A 17701-nucleotide genomic window follows, 5' to 3' on the forward strand; every position below is an offset into this window, starting at 1 on the left:
GAGGCCGGGAAGATCAGCTTACGCCGGCGCGGGTCGTGGAATCGGAGGCCGCGACGGGATGGCGAGCCGCGATCACCAGCTCGCCCACCCGAACATGTTGGGTATCAGGCAGATCCACGGAACGGCCGAGTACGGCCGCGAACACCCGGGCGATCCCGGGCAGTTCCGCGAGCGGGACCTCGAGCCGCGGACCGATCGGTCGGCGCGCAGCCGCCTGCACCGGATGTGGTAGTTCACCGGGCAGCGGCCGGTGCTCGACCAGTTCGGCGATGACGTCACCGCAGTAGCGCAGGCGCGCCCGACGGCCGGGCAGGATCGCTTCGACAGGCTCGAGCACCTCGGCGCCGATACCGTCGGCGATCGCGATCTGCCGGTCCAGATCGGGCACGATCAGGGAGAATCGGGTCGCGCGCTGCATCGGCGTGAAGGGGCGTTCACTCGCGATCAGCAGAATTCCACCCACCGCGGCCAGTTCGAGACCGCCGAAGTCGGGGATCGGCATGCGCAGATCGGCCCGACAACCTTGCAGCGCTTCGTAATCGGCGATCTGCCGTTCGAGCCGCGCCAACGGAACCAGGACGCGGGACAGGATGCGGGAACTCGGCAGCCGGGACGAATCCGGCACGGTGCGGAACCAGCGATCGGGAATCATGTGACGGTCCATTTCTCGGCTCGCACCGGCAGGTCACGAAGAACGAGATCGGCGGTGTCCGCGAGCCGGTCGGAACTGCCGAAGTGATCGGGGATTCCGGTGACCGACACCGACAGCGTGTCACCGAGGCGAATCATGCACAGCGACAACCGGAGTCGCGCCCGGCCGGGCACCACCCCCGGAACGCTCATCGTGCGGACGAACACCTTCGACGCACCCTGCCCGTCCAGCGCGCGCGCGACCGAATCCCCCGCCGCACCGAAATTCGATGCCACGACATCGGTGAACTGCGCTCCGGGCGTCTTCAGCGCGGCAGCCAGCCCTCGCGGCAGATGATGCCAGATCGACTGCGGCACAAGCGTTATGTCTTCCGGACTCGAGCGTTCCAGCCGCTCCCTCGCCAGGACGCGGATCTGCCGCGCGGTGGATCCGCCCGCCGCGATCCGCATCGGCACCACGACGAGCGCGTTGGCGGACAGGTCGCCGGGGCCCGCACGCAGACTGACCGGAATCCCGATATCCAACGGTCCGTCGCCGATTCGATCGACCGCCGTCCGATACAGCCGCTCGGCGAAGGTGATGAACAGACTGTTCACGGTGCCGCCCGACGCATCGGCCGCCGCCTGCCAGTCGCGCGCCGACACCGTACAGAATGCTGTCGAAAAGAACTGTGGCGCAGCGCCTTCAGTCGCAACGCGGCCAACTCCTCGCGACCGGATCGCCTGCACCAACGAGGCCCGCAAGCTCGCGTCCCGCCGCACTCTGCCCGTCCAGCGAACGGTATCGCGCAGCCCGCCGACCAGCTGATCGGCAATATCCGCCACATCGTCGGCGCACCGCGGCCGATCCGGCAGACTATCGGTCTCCGGGTTCCCCGCGGCCTCGATCGCACGCAGCAGACCCACACCGTCCACCAGCGAATGCGGCACCGTCAGCGCGACGACCGACCCCGCCTCGGTGGGCCGGTAGGCCAACGACCAGAGCCGATCCGCGTCGAGCGGCACCCGCACCTGCTGATCCAGCCAGTCCAGGATCGGCGCGCCGGGCCCGGGGTCCATCACGATCGGCCGCTGCGCATTGGGTGCGGCCGCCCACCAGCGACGCGCACCCGGAACCAACGGTGCACTCGGCCGACGACTGAGCACCCCACGATCGAGCCGCTGCCAGAACTCGTCCACACGCGCACGATCCAGCCTGCGCGGCAGCGCCCACACGAACTGGATCCGGCGCGTGGCCCCCACCGATCGCGCTGCCGCCGCGAGCATTTCGTCGGTGGGGTTGAGCCTGACCAACCTGCTCATGATTCCTCCCCCTCGACCGAAACCCGGTCGCCGAGAGCGAGTTCCGCGATCGCGGGCGCCGCCTTGAATCCCGCCCCGTTCCACCCTGCGACCACGGTCAGCCCCCGAGGCTCCACGCAGTGCCGCAACGGCGGGTCCGCGGGGTCGGGTCGGGCGACGTCGTAGGCGGTGATCCCGCCGACCAGCGGTGCGTCCGCGGCTTCCGGCAGCAATTGCGCTATCGCCGTGCGGATCTCGTGCACATCCGCATCGGAGATCTCGTGCCGGATCTCGGCCGGTACCCCGAAGATCTCCTGTCGCCGCCCGATCAGCACGAGCTCGGGATCGCGGCAGGGCCGCACCCATGTCCCGCTGACCCGATCGACGATCGTGGGCAGACCGGCTGTCCGGTCACTCCCCAGCCGGAGGTAGCAGTAACCGATCCTGCGGGTGCGCAACGGATGATCGACTCCGGCGGTGGCGGCCAGACCGGTGGTGCTCGAACCGGCCGCGACCACCACCCGGGACGCGGTGATCGACCGGCCCCCGCCGGTCACCACGCCACCGATCCGCCTCTGGTCGACCACGAGACGATCGACCCGGTCGGTCACGAATTCCACGCCCCGGTCCGCGAGCTCGGTCCGGGCCGTGGCCAGCAGCACCGGCGCGTCGACCCAGCCCGCACCATCCTCGAATACGCCGATCACGTTGGGCGGCACGGTGATCTGCGGCCACCGCTGCCGCATGGCACGGGCGGCGTAGAGCATCGTCCGGGCGCGGATATGGGTGGGCAGCGCCTGGCTGGAGTACTGCAGGGTCAGCGCCCCGGTCCGGTGGAAGGCGGCGCATGTCTGGGCCGATTCCCGCAGCCGATCGAAGCCGGCCGTCGCCAGATCACCGAGACGGCCACCGAGATCGAACCGCCGGATCAGGCCCCCGGAGGCCGCCGACACCGCGGTGGCGGCGGAACCGGGGTCCACGACCACCACGGTGTCGCCCCTGTGCACGGCCGCGGCCGCCGTGCACAGTCCGACGATCCCGCCGCCCACGATCACGGTGTCCGCGTTCATGACACGCTCAGCAACCCGTTTCGAGCGGGAACGGGCTGCTCGAACGCATCCGCGCGCAGGCGGGCGCGCATCGACTCGGCGATATCGTTCGCCCGCGCCGACAACACCGCCAGCGCCCCGGCATCGCCCATGCCGTGACTCGCCTCGCACACGCCGTTCAGATACACCGACAACGAGCCCTCGGCACTGGCGAATTCGAGCGAGTAGTCGCGGTGGACGACGGGCGTGCCGTCGGCCTCGCACGCGATCCGGTGCCGGACCGAACGCAACAGCGGGTGGCTCAACTCGTCGTCCGGACCGGTGCCGAAGTCCCGATATCCGGTGGCGAGCACGACGGCATCGACACCGAGCGAGGCGGTGTCACCGTTGTTGACGTCCGCCAGGGTCAGCAGCAGAGCTCCGTCGCCCTGCCCGACGACGGTCCGCACCTGCGAGAACGGCATCAGCGTGAAACGATCCGAGCCACGGTGCTCGTAATCGCGCTGGACCGTGGTCAATTGGTCGATGACGTCCTGATCGCAGGCGCCGTAGTTGACCGCCCGCAACTGCTCGCGCAGCCGCTTCTTGGTCTCCAGCGGCAGCGGATGGAAGTAGTCGATGAACTCCGGCAGGAAGACCCGGCGGGAGAACGGGCTGGTGTCCTTGAGCCGAAACCCGATGCCGCGCTGGATGGATACCACCCGGCCGACATCCGGCCGCGCCAGCAGATCGAGAATGATCTCGATGGCGCTCTGGCTCGAGCCGACCACCGCGACGGTGCGGAGTTCGACTCGCTCCTGCGCCAGTCGTCGCATCGTCGACAGATATCGGCCCGCGTGGAAGATCCGCGGACTGTCGATCGCGAAACAGCCCGGCACGTTCGGGGTGCGCCCGGTCCCGACGATGAGATGCCGGGCGTGCCACATGCGTTCGGCGGTACGGACTTCGAAGCATTCGCCGCCGTGGCGCTGCACCACCTCGACCGCGCGCACCTCCTGCCCGTAGGTCACCCGATCCGCGAAATGCGATGCCACCCACTGCAAGTAGCCCGCGTACTCGTTGCGCAACGCGAATTTGGCGTTGTAGTGGAGATAGTCGGTGAGCACCCCGCGACCGTGCAGGTACCGGACGAAGGTGTACTCGTGTCCCGGATCGCGCGGCATCACCAGATCCCGGAACGGATTGTTCTGGATGTCCGCGCCGGTGAGCATCTGCTCGCTCTGCCACTCGAATTCCGGTGCGCGCTCGATGAAGTGGCAGTGTTCGAGCAGGCCGTTGTCCTGCGCCGCGATCGCGGTGGACAGGTTGGCCGGCCCGAATCCGATGCCGAGCACCGGCTGCATCGGGGCGTGTTCAACAGTAGCCATGACGTCGCCGATCAGACCGTCTCGTACAGCGTGTTCGCCGGTTCCATCTGCACGATGTCCTGAATCTCGTTGTCGCCGTCGACATGTACGACCGTGGAACGGTGCGTCTGGATCTCCTGCTCGGTCAACTGCGCGTAGGAGATGACGATGATCTTGTCGCCGGGCTGCACCAGGCGCGCGGCCGCGCCGTTGACGCAGATCTGTCCGCTGCCCGGCGCACCGGCGATGGTGTAGGTCTCGAACCGCTCGCCGTTGTCGATGTCCACGATCTGGACGAGTTCGTGCACGCCGATGCCCGCCGCTCCCATCAGGTCGAGCGCGATGGTGATCGAACCGACGTAGTGCAGATTGCTCTCGGTGACGGTGGCCCGGTGAATCTTCGAGTTCATGAACGTGCGAAGCATGTGAAAGTCCTTGCGAGATTTCGGAGATGATCAGACGGCAACGGGATCGGAAACCGCGAGCCGGGCATCGAACAACGACGCCACGGTGGCCGCGATGTCGGGAACGATCGGATCGGCCAGCGTCGCCAGGGCGTGCAGGAACCGCACGGCACCAGCCTGTTCCTCGATGCGGGACATGTCACGGGTGGTGTAGCCGAGTAGGAGCACTTCGATGTGCAGGGCGAACGCCTCGGCTGCGGCCTTGGTACTGAAGGTGTCCAGGTCGTATGCCTCGTCGAAGCGGCCGGTCGAGGCGGTCAACGCCGTGGTCCACCATTGTTCGGGGTGCGGGAAGTCCCGCGCGTCCAAGCGCGGCGGCACGGCGGCGAAGGCCACGGCCAAGCGGCGCAGCGGAGTGTCGAACCGCTCGTTCAGGGTGTCCCGCGCCGATTCCATGGTGAATTCGGCGTGCTGGAAATCCGGCGCCTTCAGCGCGAGGACGAACCGGGCGCGGTCACGGCCGACGTCGGCGAGGAACTGCCGCGCCCAGATGACATCACCCTTACTGGTGGAGAATTTTCGCCCACCCAGCTGCAGGTAGTTGTTGGTGATCGTGCGACGCGCCGGCGGTTCGGCGATCCCGGCCCGCCGCGCCAGCGCGGCCAGCGCGGTGTAGACGAACGCGTTGTAGAAGCCGTTGTCGATGCCGATGAACTGTACGAGTTCGGACATACCGGGCGCGGGGTCGGTCAGCCCCAGCCAGTACAGATGCCCGACGAAGATCTCCGGCCAGGCGTTGATCGTGCCGGGGACACCGTCCCATTCGACCGGGATCCCCCACTCGATCGGGTACGTCATCGGAATCGACGGCAGCGGGGCGGCCAGGGTCTTCTCGATGATGCGGGCCAGCGATGGCCGGCCCGCGCGGTGCCGGGTGAGCAGCTCCTCGCTGATCAGCGCCCGGTGCCGCTCGAGGTCGAGCATCCAGATGCGCGCCGACCGGTACTCCACCTCGCGTTCGGCATTGTCGAGCAGCTGGCCGGGCAGGTTGTAGAGGCCGCACGCCTCACACACCCCGGCGCGGGCGTGCGCCAGGCAGTGCGGGCAGCGTCCGGTCATGAACGCCTCGGTCAGAAATGCCTGTGCCGCAACGTCATAGGGCAGGTCGACGGTGCGCAGATCGAATGCCCCGCTGCGCCAGAGACCGGTGCAGAACTCGCGGACGAACTCCTCGTACGGGGCGTCGGTCATCGTGTACCCGGTGACCGAGATCCCGGCGAGCTCCAGCGATGCCGAGGTCTGCTCGAACGCGTGCGCGATGAGGGCGTTCGGATCCTCGCCGAGCCGCCGCGCGGTGGTCACCACGTAGGTCTGGTTGTCGTCGGTACTGCAGGCGAACCGGACCTCGTGCCCGCGCCGACGCAGAGCCCGCGCGCAGACGTCGCTGCTGAGCACCGGTCCCGCGAAATGCCCGAGGTGGAAGTCACCGTTGGGCGTCGGCGGCGAGAACGTGGACCCGAAGAGTTCCCCGCTCATGCTGCGTCGATCGGGCATGAGCGGGGGGCCTGCGTGGTGACGCTTCGCTGCCGCCTCCGGCCCTGACCCGCTCATGCTGCGTCGATCGGGCATGAGCGGGGGGCCTGCGGGGTGACGCTTCGCTGCCGCCTCCGGCCCTGACCCGCTCATGCCTGCCGCTCCTCGGGCTGCAACCAGTAGATGCTGACGAAGTCCAGCGGCGCGTCCGTGCTGGTGTTGGTGACGATGTGGTCCTGGCCGTGCGGGATGTACACGACGTCACCGGGCGCGATCGGCCGCTGCTCGCCGTCGATGGTCACCGTCCCCACGCCGGAGGTGAAGATGAATGTCTCGTCGGTGGCGTGATGGTGTTCCTTGCTGGACTCCTGCGGGCGGATCGAGACCAGGGAACTGTTCCACGGCGGCACGACGACGTCCTGCCATGGATACAACCTGCGCAGGTCACAGTTGTTCTCGCGAGTGATCACATCGGTGTCGGCACTGCGGAAATGCATGGAATCGGTTTCCTCTCCTACTTTTTCATTTCTCCGACGCAAGGCTCGGATCACCGAGCCGCAGGATTCGTTCGATGACGTGTGGTTCGAAGGATTCGGCAGGGACGTTGTGCGGGCCCTTGAATGTCGCGAGCCGCGAACCGGCCAGAATCTCGTCCTTCGGCCAGGTTTCGGCGTAGGCCCTGCGACGTCGTCGTCCGAACGGCCCGAAGGTCAGCCCCATCGCCGTGCGGACCTTCGCCGACAGCAGCAGTCTGCGCATGCGGACTTCGCGTTCGGCGATGTAGTCGGCGAAGATGTCCTCGGTCCACCGCGAATGCGCCACCAACGCGTCGCGCACCAGTCGGGCATCGCGCAGTGCGATCGAAAGCCCTTGTCCGATAACGGGATCGCTCCAGCCCGCGGCATCGCCGATCAGAACCGCGCCGGGCCGGGTGATGACATCGCACCAGGAGTCGTTCATCGGGAAGAACGCACACGGTGTGCGCGGCGTGGCCGGTCGCGCATTGCCGAATATGGTGGCGCTGTCGGGTATGCAGTCGAATCGGAACGCCGCGAGGAAGTCCGCCGCCGCGGTGGGGCCCGAGAAACGCCCCTTCTGCTGCGGCGAGTGCAGCAGGTACAGCCGCGCCCGGCCGTTCGCCCGAGGGTAGACGAAGTAGAGCAGATCACCTTCGGTCCCGATACCGCTGGTGTCCTGGCGCCACCCGTCGATGCCGTCGGCGAGCAGTCCGCCACCCAGCGAGTTCGCGGGGGTCTGGGTGAGCCGGACGCCCAGCTGCCGACGCGTCGCGGACACCCGCCCGTCCGCACCGACGACCAGCCGAGCGGTACGCAGCCGGTCGCGGCCCTGGGCCCGGAAATGCACCTGCGGCTTCGCGCCCGCCGCCACCTGGGTGTCGGTCACACCGCGAAGCACCGTCGCGCCGGCGGATTCGGCGGCCGCCAGCAGGGCCGCGCAGGCCTCGGGATGACCGACGTCGAGCACTCCGGGAATACCCTCGAGCATCGACCCGACATCCAATGCCACGGCCTCGGCGTGTTCCGCGGTCACCGTCTCGTCGTAGGCGACGAATCGGTCGGCATAATTGCCGCCCGCAGCCTCGAGTATTTCGAGGACCTTCAATTCCTGCGCCTCGCGCAAACCCCAGCAGTTGATCACCTCGCCGCGCACGCGATCCTGGTGAATCGCCTGTCGCTCGAGTACCGTCGTCTCGATTCCGAAAGAGGCCAGCGCATAGGCGAGAGCGGATCCCGCCATGCCGCCACCGACGATAATCACATCCGTATCAGTGATTGCCCCATAACATCTTTCGTTCATCTGAAATTATCCTCCGGGCTTTATCGGCCGTTCGATTTCTCCACGCTACCCAGCCCGGGACATTGGACACCACAGCGGATCCTGACATCCGACGTCCTAATTCGGCCATTCGGTATGATTATGAATGGCATTTTCCTGATCCCCGACCATGAATCGGTCACCGCAGCGCCACGAACAGGGCAGACAGGATGATGCGAACAACAGCAGCGAAAAACCCGAGAAAGGCGTACCGCGCGAGGCCCGGCGTCCGTGCGGTGAATCTCCGAAATTGGTCACGCATGCTGTTCGACATCGATATTCCGGATACGACGCACGGAAACGCTATTCGGCGGCACACATCCGGCATGTGATGCAGGCCACATCGGGTGATTGTCCGATGTCCGCTAAGCTATTGCCAATCGATCGGTGTTTTCTGCTTGGGGGCAATCCATGACCGAATTCGCGAGCATCAGCACAATCGCCCCCGAGGAGGAGCATCCGCACCGTGTGGCGATTGCACTCGCACCCAAAATGTCCCTTTTGGAAGTTGCTTCCGCATACGAAGTCTTCTCCGCACCGGCGGCGAGACCGCACTACACGGTGAAGACCTGTGGAACCCCCTCGGTCCATGTCGGCGCCTGGTTGCGCGCCGACGTCGACGACACCTTCGACGGCCTGCTTTCCGCGGATACCGTGATCGTGCCGGCGTGCAGCGACGAGAATCGAAGCCAGCCGGATGTGCTCGTCGACGCGGTACGCGCGGCGCACGAGTCCGGAGCGCGGGTGGTGTCCATTTGTACCGGGGCCTTCACGCTCGCCGCGGCCGGAATACTCGACGGCCTACGGGCGACCACGCATTGGCGGCACACCGCCCGGCTGGCCGCGGAGTATCCGCGGATCACCGTCGATCCCGAAGTCCTGTACATCGACGAGAAGACGGTTCTGACCTCGGCGGGAAAAGCCGCAGGCATCGATCTGTGTCTGTATCTGGTGCGCAAGGACGTCGGCAGCGGCGTCTCCAACGCACTCGCGCGCTACCTGGTCCTGCCGCCGCATCGCGAAGGCGGGCAGGCCCAGTTCATCGCACCCATCGAGAGCGACGAGGACGACGAGACGATGACCCGGGTGCGCGACTGGCTGATGTCCTGCCTGGACATGCCGCTGACGATCTCCGATATGGCCGCCCACGCGCACATCAGCCCGCGCCAGCTGCACCGCCGATTCGTCTCCACGACCGGATCCGCGCCATTGCAATGGCTGCACTCCCAGCGCGTCTTCGCCGCCCAGAACCTTTTGGAGACAACCGATCTGAGCATCGAGCAGATCGCGTCGCGGACCGGGATGGGCACCCCGGCGAATCTACGCCGGCATTTCGTCAAACACGCGGGAGTCGCCCCGGACGCCTATCGGCGTACCTTCCGGGGCGCGGCGATGATCTGAGCGGGCGAGCCGCTCACCGCTCGACGACCAGGCGGGGGCGAATCGAGAAACCCGCGGCCAGGGCGCGGCGGCTCAACAGCGGAGTCAGCACCTGCACCCGGGTGGACGTCGCGGGCGGCGCCAACTCGGTGTAGCCGCGTTCGCCGTCCCAGGCATAGGCCGTGCCGGACCAGAGCAGCACGTCCCGGTCCTGGTACCGGATGAACGTCCCGGCGGGAAGCTCGCCGACCTCGACCTGGTCCGGCGCCGATCGCCGCTGCCGGTGCAGCAGCGTGTCGATCGCATCCACGGTCGTGCGCGCGCCGAATGTCGCCGTCTTGTACTCCCGTAATCGGTGGAACTGACACTCACCGCAGGGACGATGACCGGCCGCCAGAGCCACGGCCTCGTCGTAGAAGAACAGCTCGGTGTATTTGCGGCCGGGTTCGCGAAAAACCCGCTCCCGGCCATTGAACGCGAGCTTGCAGTAGATCCAGTGGGTATTCGCCCATTGCCTGCGCCCCGGAAGTTCCGACACGGGACCACCGCGGTTGCCCATCCAGGCACCCCGGAACCCGGCGGTGACGATCTCACCGCCGGGCAGCACACGATTCCGGTGCGGCAACGGCTAACCCCGTCCGCCCGAAGCGTTCCGCGCGGGATGCCGGACCTCGGTCGGTACCGGCGGAACCGCCGCGGCGGGCCCGGGAACCTTCGGGTCCAGCACCCGCTGCGCCCGGATCAACCAGCCGAAGCACAGCGCCGCCAGCAGGGCCGTGTAGAGCAGCAGCTGCACCGGAGTTCCCCAGGGGGCCAACAGCGCCAGCACGAACGACGCCGCGAAGCCGATGTACGTCAGTGCCTGATACACCGCGGTCAGACCGCCCAGCCGGGCCGGATCGGCGATGCTCTGCACCTCCAGCAGACCGCACACCTGCAGACATCCGTACGCGACGCCCAGCACCAGACTGCTGATCAAAGCCACTGTGGGACTGGCGAAACGCACCGCCGCGACCGCCAGCAGCAGACCCGCGACCACCAGCGAGAAACCCGTCAGGATCAGGTACTGCCGCCCGTGTGCGGCGATCGCCTTGGCCGGTTTCTGCACCAGAATGCCCGCGCCCGCGTTGAACGTCGTCACGATCGCGGCGAACAGCATCGCCCAGCTGCGCGTGCTGTCGTGGATGATCGCCGGTACGTACGCCAGGATCACCGCGACCGGAATGAACACCCACGGCGCCAACGGTGCGACGATCATCAGGAACCGCCGATCCCGGACCTCTCGAATCCGCAGTGCGGCAAGGATTCCCGCGTCCGGATTCTTGGTCAGCGTCTCCGGGGTCCGGACCACCAGGATCAGCGCGAGCCCCGCGAGCAGCAGATGCGGGATGTAGGGAACGATCGTCCGGTCCGGCGCCCACTGCGCCAGCACACCGGCGACCAACGGACCGAGTGCGAACCCGATGCCCATGGCGACGGTGAGCCTGCGCGCGCCCTGGGTGACGTCGTGGGATTCGGCGTTGGACAATTCCTTGAGCCACGCCGCACCGCTGCTGAACGCCGCGCCGCTGGCGACACCGGTGATCAGACGTCCGGCGATCAGCCAGCCGATTCCCCACGGACCGGCGATGAGCAGCAGCGATGCGAGCAGAGCGGCGAGCATCGTCGGGATCATCACCGCCTTGCGGCCGAAGCGATCCGAGAACGGACCGCCGAACAGCAGACCCGGCAGCAGACCCGCGGTGTACGCGGCGAAGGTCAGCTGGGTCATCGTATTGGTCAGGTGCAGCCGATCCTGATACACGAGTAGCAACGGCGTGAATTGCTGTGCGCCCCACCCCGCGGCCGCCACCGCGGCCGCGGGTTTGATCCACTGGCGAGGGATCGCCGAGGCACCGATGTCTGAGGTCTGCATGAACATCGCTCCTTGCCTTGATGATTCACGTTTTTCGAGGTTGACAACGAGCATCACCGGCTGGATCCGCCCGGACAAGTGGCATGAATGCCATCATGCGAACGGATCTGGCCGTCTTCGGCGATTCGACACGGCTCATCGGCCCGGCCACTGCACCCACAGCTGTTTCGGGCCGCGGAAGGAGATGTTGCGCGGGAAGGTGAACTCCTGTGGGAGCAGCGTCATCTCCGGCGCGCGCTTGGTCAACTCCTCCAGGATGACCCGGCCCTCGACCCGGGCCAGCGCCGCGCCCAGGCAGAAGTGGATGCCCTTCCCGAATGCCAGATGCGCCTTCGCGTCGGCCCGGCGGATATCCAGGACTTCGGGATCGTGGAAGTGCGACGGATCGTGGTTCGCGGCGCCCAGCAGCAGCAGAACCGTTGCGCCCTGGGGTATTTCGACTCCGGCAACGGTGACCTCCCGGGTGGTGCGGCGTCGCCAGGCGATCACCGCGCTGTCGTATCGCAGCATCTCCTCCACCGCCCCCGGAATGAGTGACGGGTCGGCGCAGATCTCCTCCCACAGCTGCCGGCGCGACAACAATCGACGCAGCGCACTACCCGCCAGACTGGTGGTGGTTTCGTGTCCGGCGAAACTCAGACCGAACGTGACATTCGCGATCTCGTATTCGGAAATGCTCTCCGGATTCTCCCGGTGCGCCGCCAGCAGATAGCTGGTGAAATCGTCCGCGGGATTCTCTTTCCGGAATTCGACGAACCGCTGACAGTATTCCCAGTAGCTCACCATATTGTTCGCGACCTCCGCCTGCTCCGCGACGGACGGCGCTCCCCAGCTGAATTCGATCCGGTTGCCACACCACGCCTTGATCCGATCGGCATCCTCCTCGGGAAAGCCGATCAGAGCGGAGACGACGAAGGCGGGCAGCGGATAGCTCAGCGCGGCGACCATATCGACCGGGCCGGGCTCGATCCGGTCGATGAGTTCGATGGTCTTGGCCCGCACCCGGGGCTCGAGCGCGGCGATCCGGCGAGCGGAGAAGCCCTTCATGTTCAGCGCCCGGATCCGCGTGTGCATCGGCGGATCGCAGTCCGACATCACGGCGGTGGTGGTGAATTTCTCCACGAGAATCTTCTTGGTCTCGGGAGCGAGATCGAATACCGGCTGCTGCTGGATGGTGGCCGAGAAGACCGACGGATTGCGGAATACCGCCTCGATATCCTCGTATCGGGTCAGGACGTACATATCGAGCCGGGGTGAATAGAAGATCGGGCCCCGATCGCGCACGGCGTTCTGATGGGCATACGGATCGTCGAGATACTCTTCGGAAAGGGGATCGAAGTCCGCATCGATGGGACAGGTACGGACATCAGGCGTGATGGTCATCGTGTGAAACCTTGTCGAATCGCAATCGGATACAAGAAAATGGTCTACCGCGGCAATACATAAGTCAATTGCAATTAATCGGATGACCACATAAAATTTCTTCATGTCCCTCAGCTTGCGGAAGCTGCAGTACTTCACCGTGGCCGCGGAAACCGGCCAGATGACCGCAGCGGCGGCCGAGTTGCACGTTTCGCAGTCCTCGATATCCATCGGCATCTCCGAACTCGAACGGGATGTCGGCACTCAACTGCTGGTCAGGCACAAGTCGCGGGGACTGACACTGACCACCGCCGGTCGCGAGCTGCTCCCGCACGCGCGGGCGCTACTACTACGAGCGGACGAACTTGTGTCCGCCGCAAGGCATTTCGGCGAATCGATCGGCGGCGATTTCACCCTGGGCTGTTTCACCACGATCGCCCCCTTCGTACTGCCCGAACTCGTCACCCAGCTGGCCACGACGAATCCGCCGATCGCCCTGCACTTCCGCGAGGGCTCCCAGGACGCGCTGCAGGAGGCCCTGTTGGCGGGCCAGTTCGAACTGGCGATCCTCTACGACACCGGTATCTTTCCCGGCATCCGGTGCACGGAGTTGTACGCAACCCGTCCGCACGCCATCGTTCCGGGCAATCATCCCCTGGCACAACAGGTCTCGATATCCCTGGCGGATCTGGCCGAGGAACCGATGATCGCCCTGGACGTCGACCCGAGCATGGGCTACTTCACCGGCCTGCTCCGCGCCGCGGGCATCGAGCCCCGAATCCGCCATGTCACAGGACAATTCGAGATGGTCCGCTCGCTGGTGGGTCGCGGCCTGGGCTACTCCCTGCTGATCCAGAAACCCGAGGTCGACTTCTCCTACGAGGGCGAACCCGTCGCCGCGAAACCTCTCTCCGACCCCATCGCCGCCCTGCCCGTGGTCCTGGCCCAGGCCGAGGAAGTTCAACTGACCAGACGAGCGCAGGCGGTGGTGTCCTACTGCCGGGAGGTGCTGTCGCGGACACATCGCCTGGGAGTCGTCCTCGACGGCGACGAGTAGCCCTCTCGACCCTCATCTCGCGGAACTCATCGCGTCCGCACATCGGCATCATCACACCACAGCACCCACGCTGACCTCGTACTTCGCGGAATTTCTCTCGGAGGCAAGCGATTCGGCCGAGAATGTTATCGGGCCGAACGGAACCACGAGGAGTCTCGATGACCAGATACGCGCATTTTGTGGGCAGTGTTCCGAAGGAGTTGATGACCGGGGACGGCGCGGTACTGCGCTGGTTCGCCGACAACAGCGGCGGCCATCCGACCGGGCTGCCCTGCGATCTGGACCCGGAGTGGATCATCGAGTACCTCCTCGGCCGCGCCGAACACGATGACGTCTTCGAGATCGTCCGCGCCGGCGAGTACGCGGACTACAGCGACTTCCCCAGCTACGGCCTGCGCCCGGGTGCGAAGCTGGAGCCGCGGCACGTATCGATGGACCGGTTCGACCGCATCGAATCCGTGGTCGCCGCCTTCGACGCACTACGCGCCGATCGACCGGAGTTAGCGCAGACGAAACTACAACTGAGTCAACCCAACCCACTGGATCTTGCGATGTTCGTATTCGCCGGCGCAGCGGTGTCGGCCGGATTCCCGCTCGGGCAGGCGCTGCGGCGATCGAATCTCATCGTGGCCGCCCTGCGGGCGCTGCCGGTGTTCACCGAAGCCGCGCTCGAGGAGATCGCCGCGGTGAACGATCGCTACGGCGACCGAGTGATCTGGCAGGTCGAATCGCCGTTCGCGCTGCTGGGCATGGTCAAAGCCGAACAGCTGAGCGCGAAGTGGGCGGCCGCGCCGCTGCTGGCCCGTCAGCTCGCCGGGCTGCTCGGCCGAATGCACAACGTCGGGGCGAACAGTGTCGTCCACCTCTGCTACGGCGATTACCAGCACAAGTCGCTACTCGGCCCGCGGTCGCTGGCCCCCGCGGTCACCCTGCTGAACCACACCGCGCAGCACCTACGCATGCAGGGCACTCCCCTTCCCGCCGTGCACATTCCGTGCGCCTTCGGCAGCGAACCGGCTCCGCAGGATCCCGCGTTCTACGCACCGCTGCGTCGCCTGTCCCCGGAGTGGAGCCTCATCGCCGGCGTGGCGTCCTCGACGCCCGACGCGGACAGTGCCCGCGCGCTACACCTGTTCGAGGAGGCGGCCGGCCGCACCGCCTACGGCGTCGCGACCGCATGCGGTCTGGGGCGCTGCAGCGTTGCCGAGGCAGAGCAAGCCGCAGCCACGATGACGCGGCTGACCACCGAGGCATCGGTCGGGTAACGGGCGAGCCCGTCGCCCTCATCGCTGCTATGTTGCTATGCGTGGGCGAGACACCAAGTACCGCACGAGAGTTCATCGCCCCCTGCGAAGATGTCGCCTTCGCAATCGGGCACACAGCCGGTCTCGTGCTACCCACGTGAGCGCATCGGTCTTCCGCGCTCGACCCAATTCTCGTCGTATTTCCCGTTCATCGTCCGGAGTCACGTCTTTGACCACACCGCAAGCACCTGTTCCCGACCCGTACACGACGGCGACCGGCGTATGTCCCGTCCAGCACGGCGCACCCTCGGATGACACCTCGGAGATTCGTTTCCGTATGGACACATCGGAATTCGTCACCGAACCGCACCACACCTACGACCGGATGCGCCAGCAGCACTCCAGCCTCGTCCCCGTCGAACTGGCTCCCGACGTTCCGGCCACTCTCGTCATCGGCTACAGCACCGCGGTCCGCATTCTCAACGATCCCGACCATTTCCCGTCCGACCCACGCGCCTGGCAGAAGTCCATCCCCGCGGATTCGCCGGTCCGCCCGATGATGGAGTGGTATCCAGCGGCCCGCTACAACAGCGGCGCGGCGCATCAGCGCTATCGCGAACCCTCGGTGGTCGCGATCGATCACATCGACCAGCACGCCATCCTGAGCATGGTCGAGAGGGCCGCCGTACCGCTGATCACCACGTTCTGTCAGGACGGCTCGGCCGATCTCGTGATGCAGTACGCGTTTCCGCTGGTACTCGAGGTACTCAACCAGATGTGCGGCTGTCCGGCCGATATCGGCACGCGCGTGGCCCTCGGGATGGCCGACCGCTTCGACTCCGACCGCGTCAAGGCCAAACAGGGCATGGTGGATCTCCGGGGTGCGCTCATGGAGTTGATCGCGCTCAAGCGCGAGCAGCCCGGCAACGACGTCACCTCGCACCTGGCTCATCACCCCAACGGCCTCGACGACATCGAGGTGTTCGCACAGCTGATGAGCTTCTACGGCGCGGGTTTCGAGGCGCAGCGCACGTTCATGGCCAATGCCCTGCTGCTCATCCTGACCGACCCGCGATTCCAACCCGAGAGCGGTCGCAACTTGTCGACCACCGACGCGCTCGACGAGGTCCTGTTCAACAACCCGCCGATGGCGAACTTCTGCACAACCTATCCGCGGCAACCGATTCAGATCGACGGCGTCTGGCTACCGGCCGATCAACCGGTACTCATCAGCCTCGCCGCATGCAACAACGATCCGCGCATCCGCGGTGACAGTGCCAACAGTATCGGTAACCGCTCGCACCTGGCGTGGAGCTCGGGCCCACACGTCTGCCCTGCCAAGGATGTGGCCTACCGAACCGTCGAGAGCGCCATCGACCAACTCTTCGACCGCGTGGGTGAAATCCGGCTGGCGATCCGCCCCGAAGAATTGGTCTGGCGGCCGGGCCCATTCCACCGGGCTCTGACCGCGATGCCGGTGATCTTCACGCCGCTGCGGCCGAACCAGGTGGTCTGAGACCCGCGACACTGTGAACCCAGGAGCCCGGGTGGAGCGTCGAACTCACCTCACCGGGACGCTGGGCGCCGCCAATTGCGTGCGGTCGCCGTCCGCGCCATGGGCCAGGGCCGCTTCGACATCCTCGTGTGGAGTTCCGAGCCGGACCGCGCTGATCGTCTCGAGGCGCTGGTACTGCTGGGCGTCGAGTTCGAGTTCGAGCGAGCGGAGGTACTGCTCGAGGTGGTCGACCGAGCGCGGTCCGAGGATCGGGACCAGGGCCGTCGCGGTGCTCACGGCTCGGTGACGCAGCCAGGCCAGGGCGACCTCGACGCCGGTGGAATCGAGCTCCTCGGCGATGGCGAGAACCGTGTCGACCACTGCGGTCTGCTGCGCATCGCGTTCGACCGTGCCGCGCGGGCTCAGCCGTCCCCGGCCGCCCGTCCGGTACTTGCCGGTCAGCAGGCCACCGGCCAGGGGCGAGTACAGCAGCGCGCCCAGCCCGTGGGCCTGTGCCATCGGCAGCAACTCGCGGTCGGCGGAGCGCTCGGCCAGGCTGTACTCGGTTTCGATACCCACCAGCGGGGCCAGACCGCGCTGATCGGCGAGAACGGCAGCTCCGGAGACCCGCCAGGCCGGGAAGTTCGACAGGCCGCCGTGCACGATCTTGCCCGAGCGGGTCAGATCGTCGAGCCCTTGCAGGATCTCCTCGATCGGGGTGACCCCGTCCGGGAAGTGCGGCATGAAGACGTCGACGTACTCGGTCCGGAGTCGCCGCAGACTCGCCTCCACCGAGCGGATCATGATCTTGCGGCTGTTGCCGGTGGTCGCGGGACGTGGATTCGCCTCCCGGGTGCCGCTGTATTTGGTGATCACGACGAAATCGTCGCGACGCGATTCGAGCAGTTCGCCGAGCATCGTCTCGGCCTGCCCGTTCTGGTAGATGTTCGACGCGTCGATCGTCGTCCCGCCGGCGTCGGCGAAGGTCTCGAAGATCAGACGGGAGGCCTCGGGACCGATACTCGGCGCTTCGATCCCGAAGTTCGATGTGCCGAGCGCGAATTCGGAGACCCGCAGGCCGGTCCGACGTCCGAAGGTCCGATACCGCATGAAACGCTCCTTCTCGGAAAGGGTTGTGACGAGCTACG

The 17701-nt window shown here is 66.5% G+C and carries 16 protein-coding genes; 4 read left to right on the forward strand and 12 right to left on the reverse strand.

Annotation, left to right across the window (positions count from 1 at the left end; all coding sequences use genetic code 11):
• Window positions 1-13: 13 nt before the first annotated feature.
• From K7711_RS44110 to K7711_RS44145, 8 genes are all read right to left on the reverse strand, one after another.
• Complete coding sequence (locus K7711_RS44110) at window positions 14-652, reverse strand: VOC family protein (RefSeq protein WP_222978598.1); 639 nt, start codon at window positions 650-652, stop codon at window positions 14-16.
• Window positions 649-1953 carry a hypothetical protein gene (locus tag K7711_RS44115; RefSeq protein WP_222978599.1) on the reverse strand — a complete coding sequence of 435 codons (1305 nt, stop codon included), beginning with the start codon at window positions 1951-1953 and terminating at the stop codon, window positions 649-651. The genes K7711_RS44110 and K7711_RS44115 overlap by 4 nt, the downstream gene beginning before the upstream one ends.
• The gene (locus tag K7711_RS44120; RefSeq protein WP_222978600.1) at window positions 1950-3002 is read right to left on the reverse strand and encodes an NAD(P)/FAD-dependent oxidoreductase; all 1053 of its coding nucleotides are present in this window, start codon (window positions 3000-3002) and stop codon (window positions 1950-1952) included. Before K7711_RS44120 ends, K7711_RS44115 begins: the two co-directional genes overlap by 4 nt.
• Window positions 2999-4348, reverse strand: a complete 1350-nt coding sequence (locus tag K7711_RS44125) for a SidA/IucD/PvdA family monooxygenase (protein ID WP_222978601.1) — start codon at window positions 4346-4348, stop codon at window positions 2999-3001. Before K7711_RS44125 ends, K7711_RS44120 begins: the two co-directional genes overlap by 4 nt.
• An 11-nt stretch (window positions 4349-4359) precedes the next feature.
• The gene (gene panD / locus K7711_RS44130) at window positions 4360-4752 is read right to left on the reverse strand and encodes an aspartate 1-decarboxylase (protein WP_222978614.1); all 393 of its coding nucleotides are present in this window, start codon (window positions 4750-4752) and stop codon (window positions 4360-4362) included.
• A 30-nt stretch (window positions 4753-4782) separates the two neighbouring features.
• The gene (locus tag K7711_RS44135; RefSeq protein WP_222978615.1) at window positions 4783-6267 is read right to left on the reverse strand and encodes a class I tRNA ligase family protein; all 1485 of its coding nucleotides are present in this window, start codon (window positions 6265-6267) and stop codon (window positions 4783-4785) included.
• A 146-nt stretch (window positions 6268-6413) separates the two neighbouring features.
• Window positions 6414-6761: a cupin domain-containing protein gene (locus K7711_RS44140; protein WP_222978616.1), complete on the reverse strand. Its 348-nt coding sequence runs from the start codon at window positions 6759-6761 to the stop codon at window positions 6414-6416.
• 25 nt (window positions 6762-6786) lie between these two features.
• On the reverse strand, window positions 6787-8082 hold the full coding sequence (locus K7711_RS44145) for an FAD-dependent oxidoreductase (protein ID WP_268929804.1): 1296 nt from the start codon (window positions 8080-8082) through the stop codon (window positions 6787-6789).
• A 429-nt stretch (window positions 8083-8511) separates the two neighbouring features.
• Here K7711_RS44145 and K7711_RS44150 point away from each other — a divergent pair, with 429 nt between their 5' ends.
• Window positions 8512-9501: a GlxA family transcriptional regulator gene (locus tag K7711_RS44150; RefSeq protein WP_222978622.1), complete on the forward strand. Its 990-nt coding sequence runs from the start codon at window positions 8512-8514 to the stop codon at window positions 9499-9501.
• A 13-nt stretch (window positions 9502-9514) separates the two neighbouring features.
• Here K7711_RS44150 and K7711_RS44155 read toward each other — a convergent pair whose 3' ends face one another.
• The 3 genes from K7711_RS44155 to K7711_RS44165 all read right to left on the reverse strand — a co-directional run bounded on the left by K7711_RS44155 (window position 9515) and on the right by K7711_RS44165 (window position 12778).
• Complete coding sequence (locus K7711_RS44155; RefSeq protein ID WP_222978623.1) at window positions 9515-10105, reverse strand: hypothetical protein; 591 nt, start codon at window positions 10103-10105, stop codon at window positions 9515-9517.
• Window positions 10106-10108: 3 nt separating this feature from the next.
• The gene (locus tag K7711_RS44160) at window positions 10109-11395 is read right to left on the reverse strand and encodes an MFS transporter (RefSeq protein ID WP_222978624.1); all 1287 of its coding nucleotides are present in this window, start codon (window positions 11393-11395) and stop codon (window positions 10109-10111) included.
• 135 nt (window positions 11396-11530) lie between these two features.
• Window positions 11531-12778: a cytochrome P450 gene (locus K7711_RS44165; RefSeq protein WP_222978625.1), complete on the reverse strand. Its 1248-nt coding sequence runs from the start codon at window positions 12776-12778 to the stop codon at window positions 11531-11533.
• Between the two features lie 103 nt (window positions 12779-12881).
• Between K7711_RS44165 and K7711_RS44170 the strand changes: the two genes are divergently transcribed.
• The 3 genes from K7711_RS44170 (at window position 12882) to K7711_RS44180 (ending at window position 16574) form a co-directional block, all read left to right on the forward strand.
• Entirely contained in the window at window positions 12882-13814 is a 933-nt protein-coding gene (locus K7711_RS44170; RefSeq protein ID WP_222978627.1) for a LysR family transcriptional regulator, read from the forward strand.
• A gap of 158 nt (window positions 13815-13972) precedes the next feature.
• Window positions 13973-15079, forward strand: coding sequence for a hypothetical protein (locus K7711_RS44175; RefSeq protein WP_222978630.1), 1107 nt, complete (start codon window positions 13973-13975; stop codon window positions 15077-15079).
• Between the two features lie 316 nt (window positions 15080-15395).
• On the forward strand, window positions 15396-16574 hold the full coding sequence (locus K7711_RS44180; protein WP_235748746.1) for a cytochrome P450 family protein: 1179 nt from the start codon (window positions 15396-15398) through the stop codon (window positions 16572-16574).
• Between the two features lie 45 nt (window positions 16575-16619).
• On the opposite strand, the gene K7711_RS44185 is transcribed toward K7711_RS44180, so the two are convergent.
• Window positions 16620-17663 (reverse strand): aldo/keto reductase, encoded by a 1044-nt coding sequence (locus K7711_RS44185; RefSeq protein ID WP_222978641.1) that lies wholly within the window; start codon window positions 17661-17663, stop codon window positions 16620-16622.
• Window positions 17664-17701: the final 38 nt, after the last annotated feature.

The organism is Nocardia coffeae (genome assembly GCF_019890715.1).
GTDB lineage: Bacteria > Actinomycetota > Actinomycetes > Mycobacteriales > Mycobacteriaceae > Nocardia > Nocardia jiangxiensis.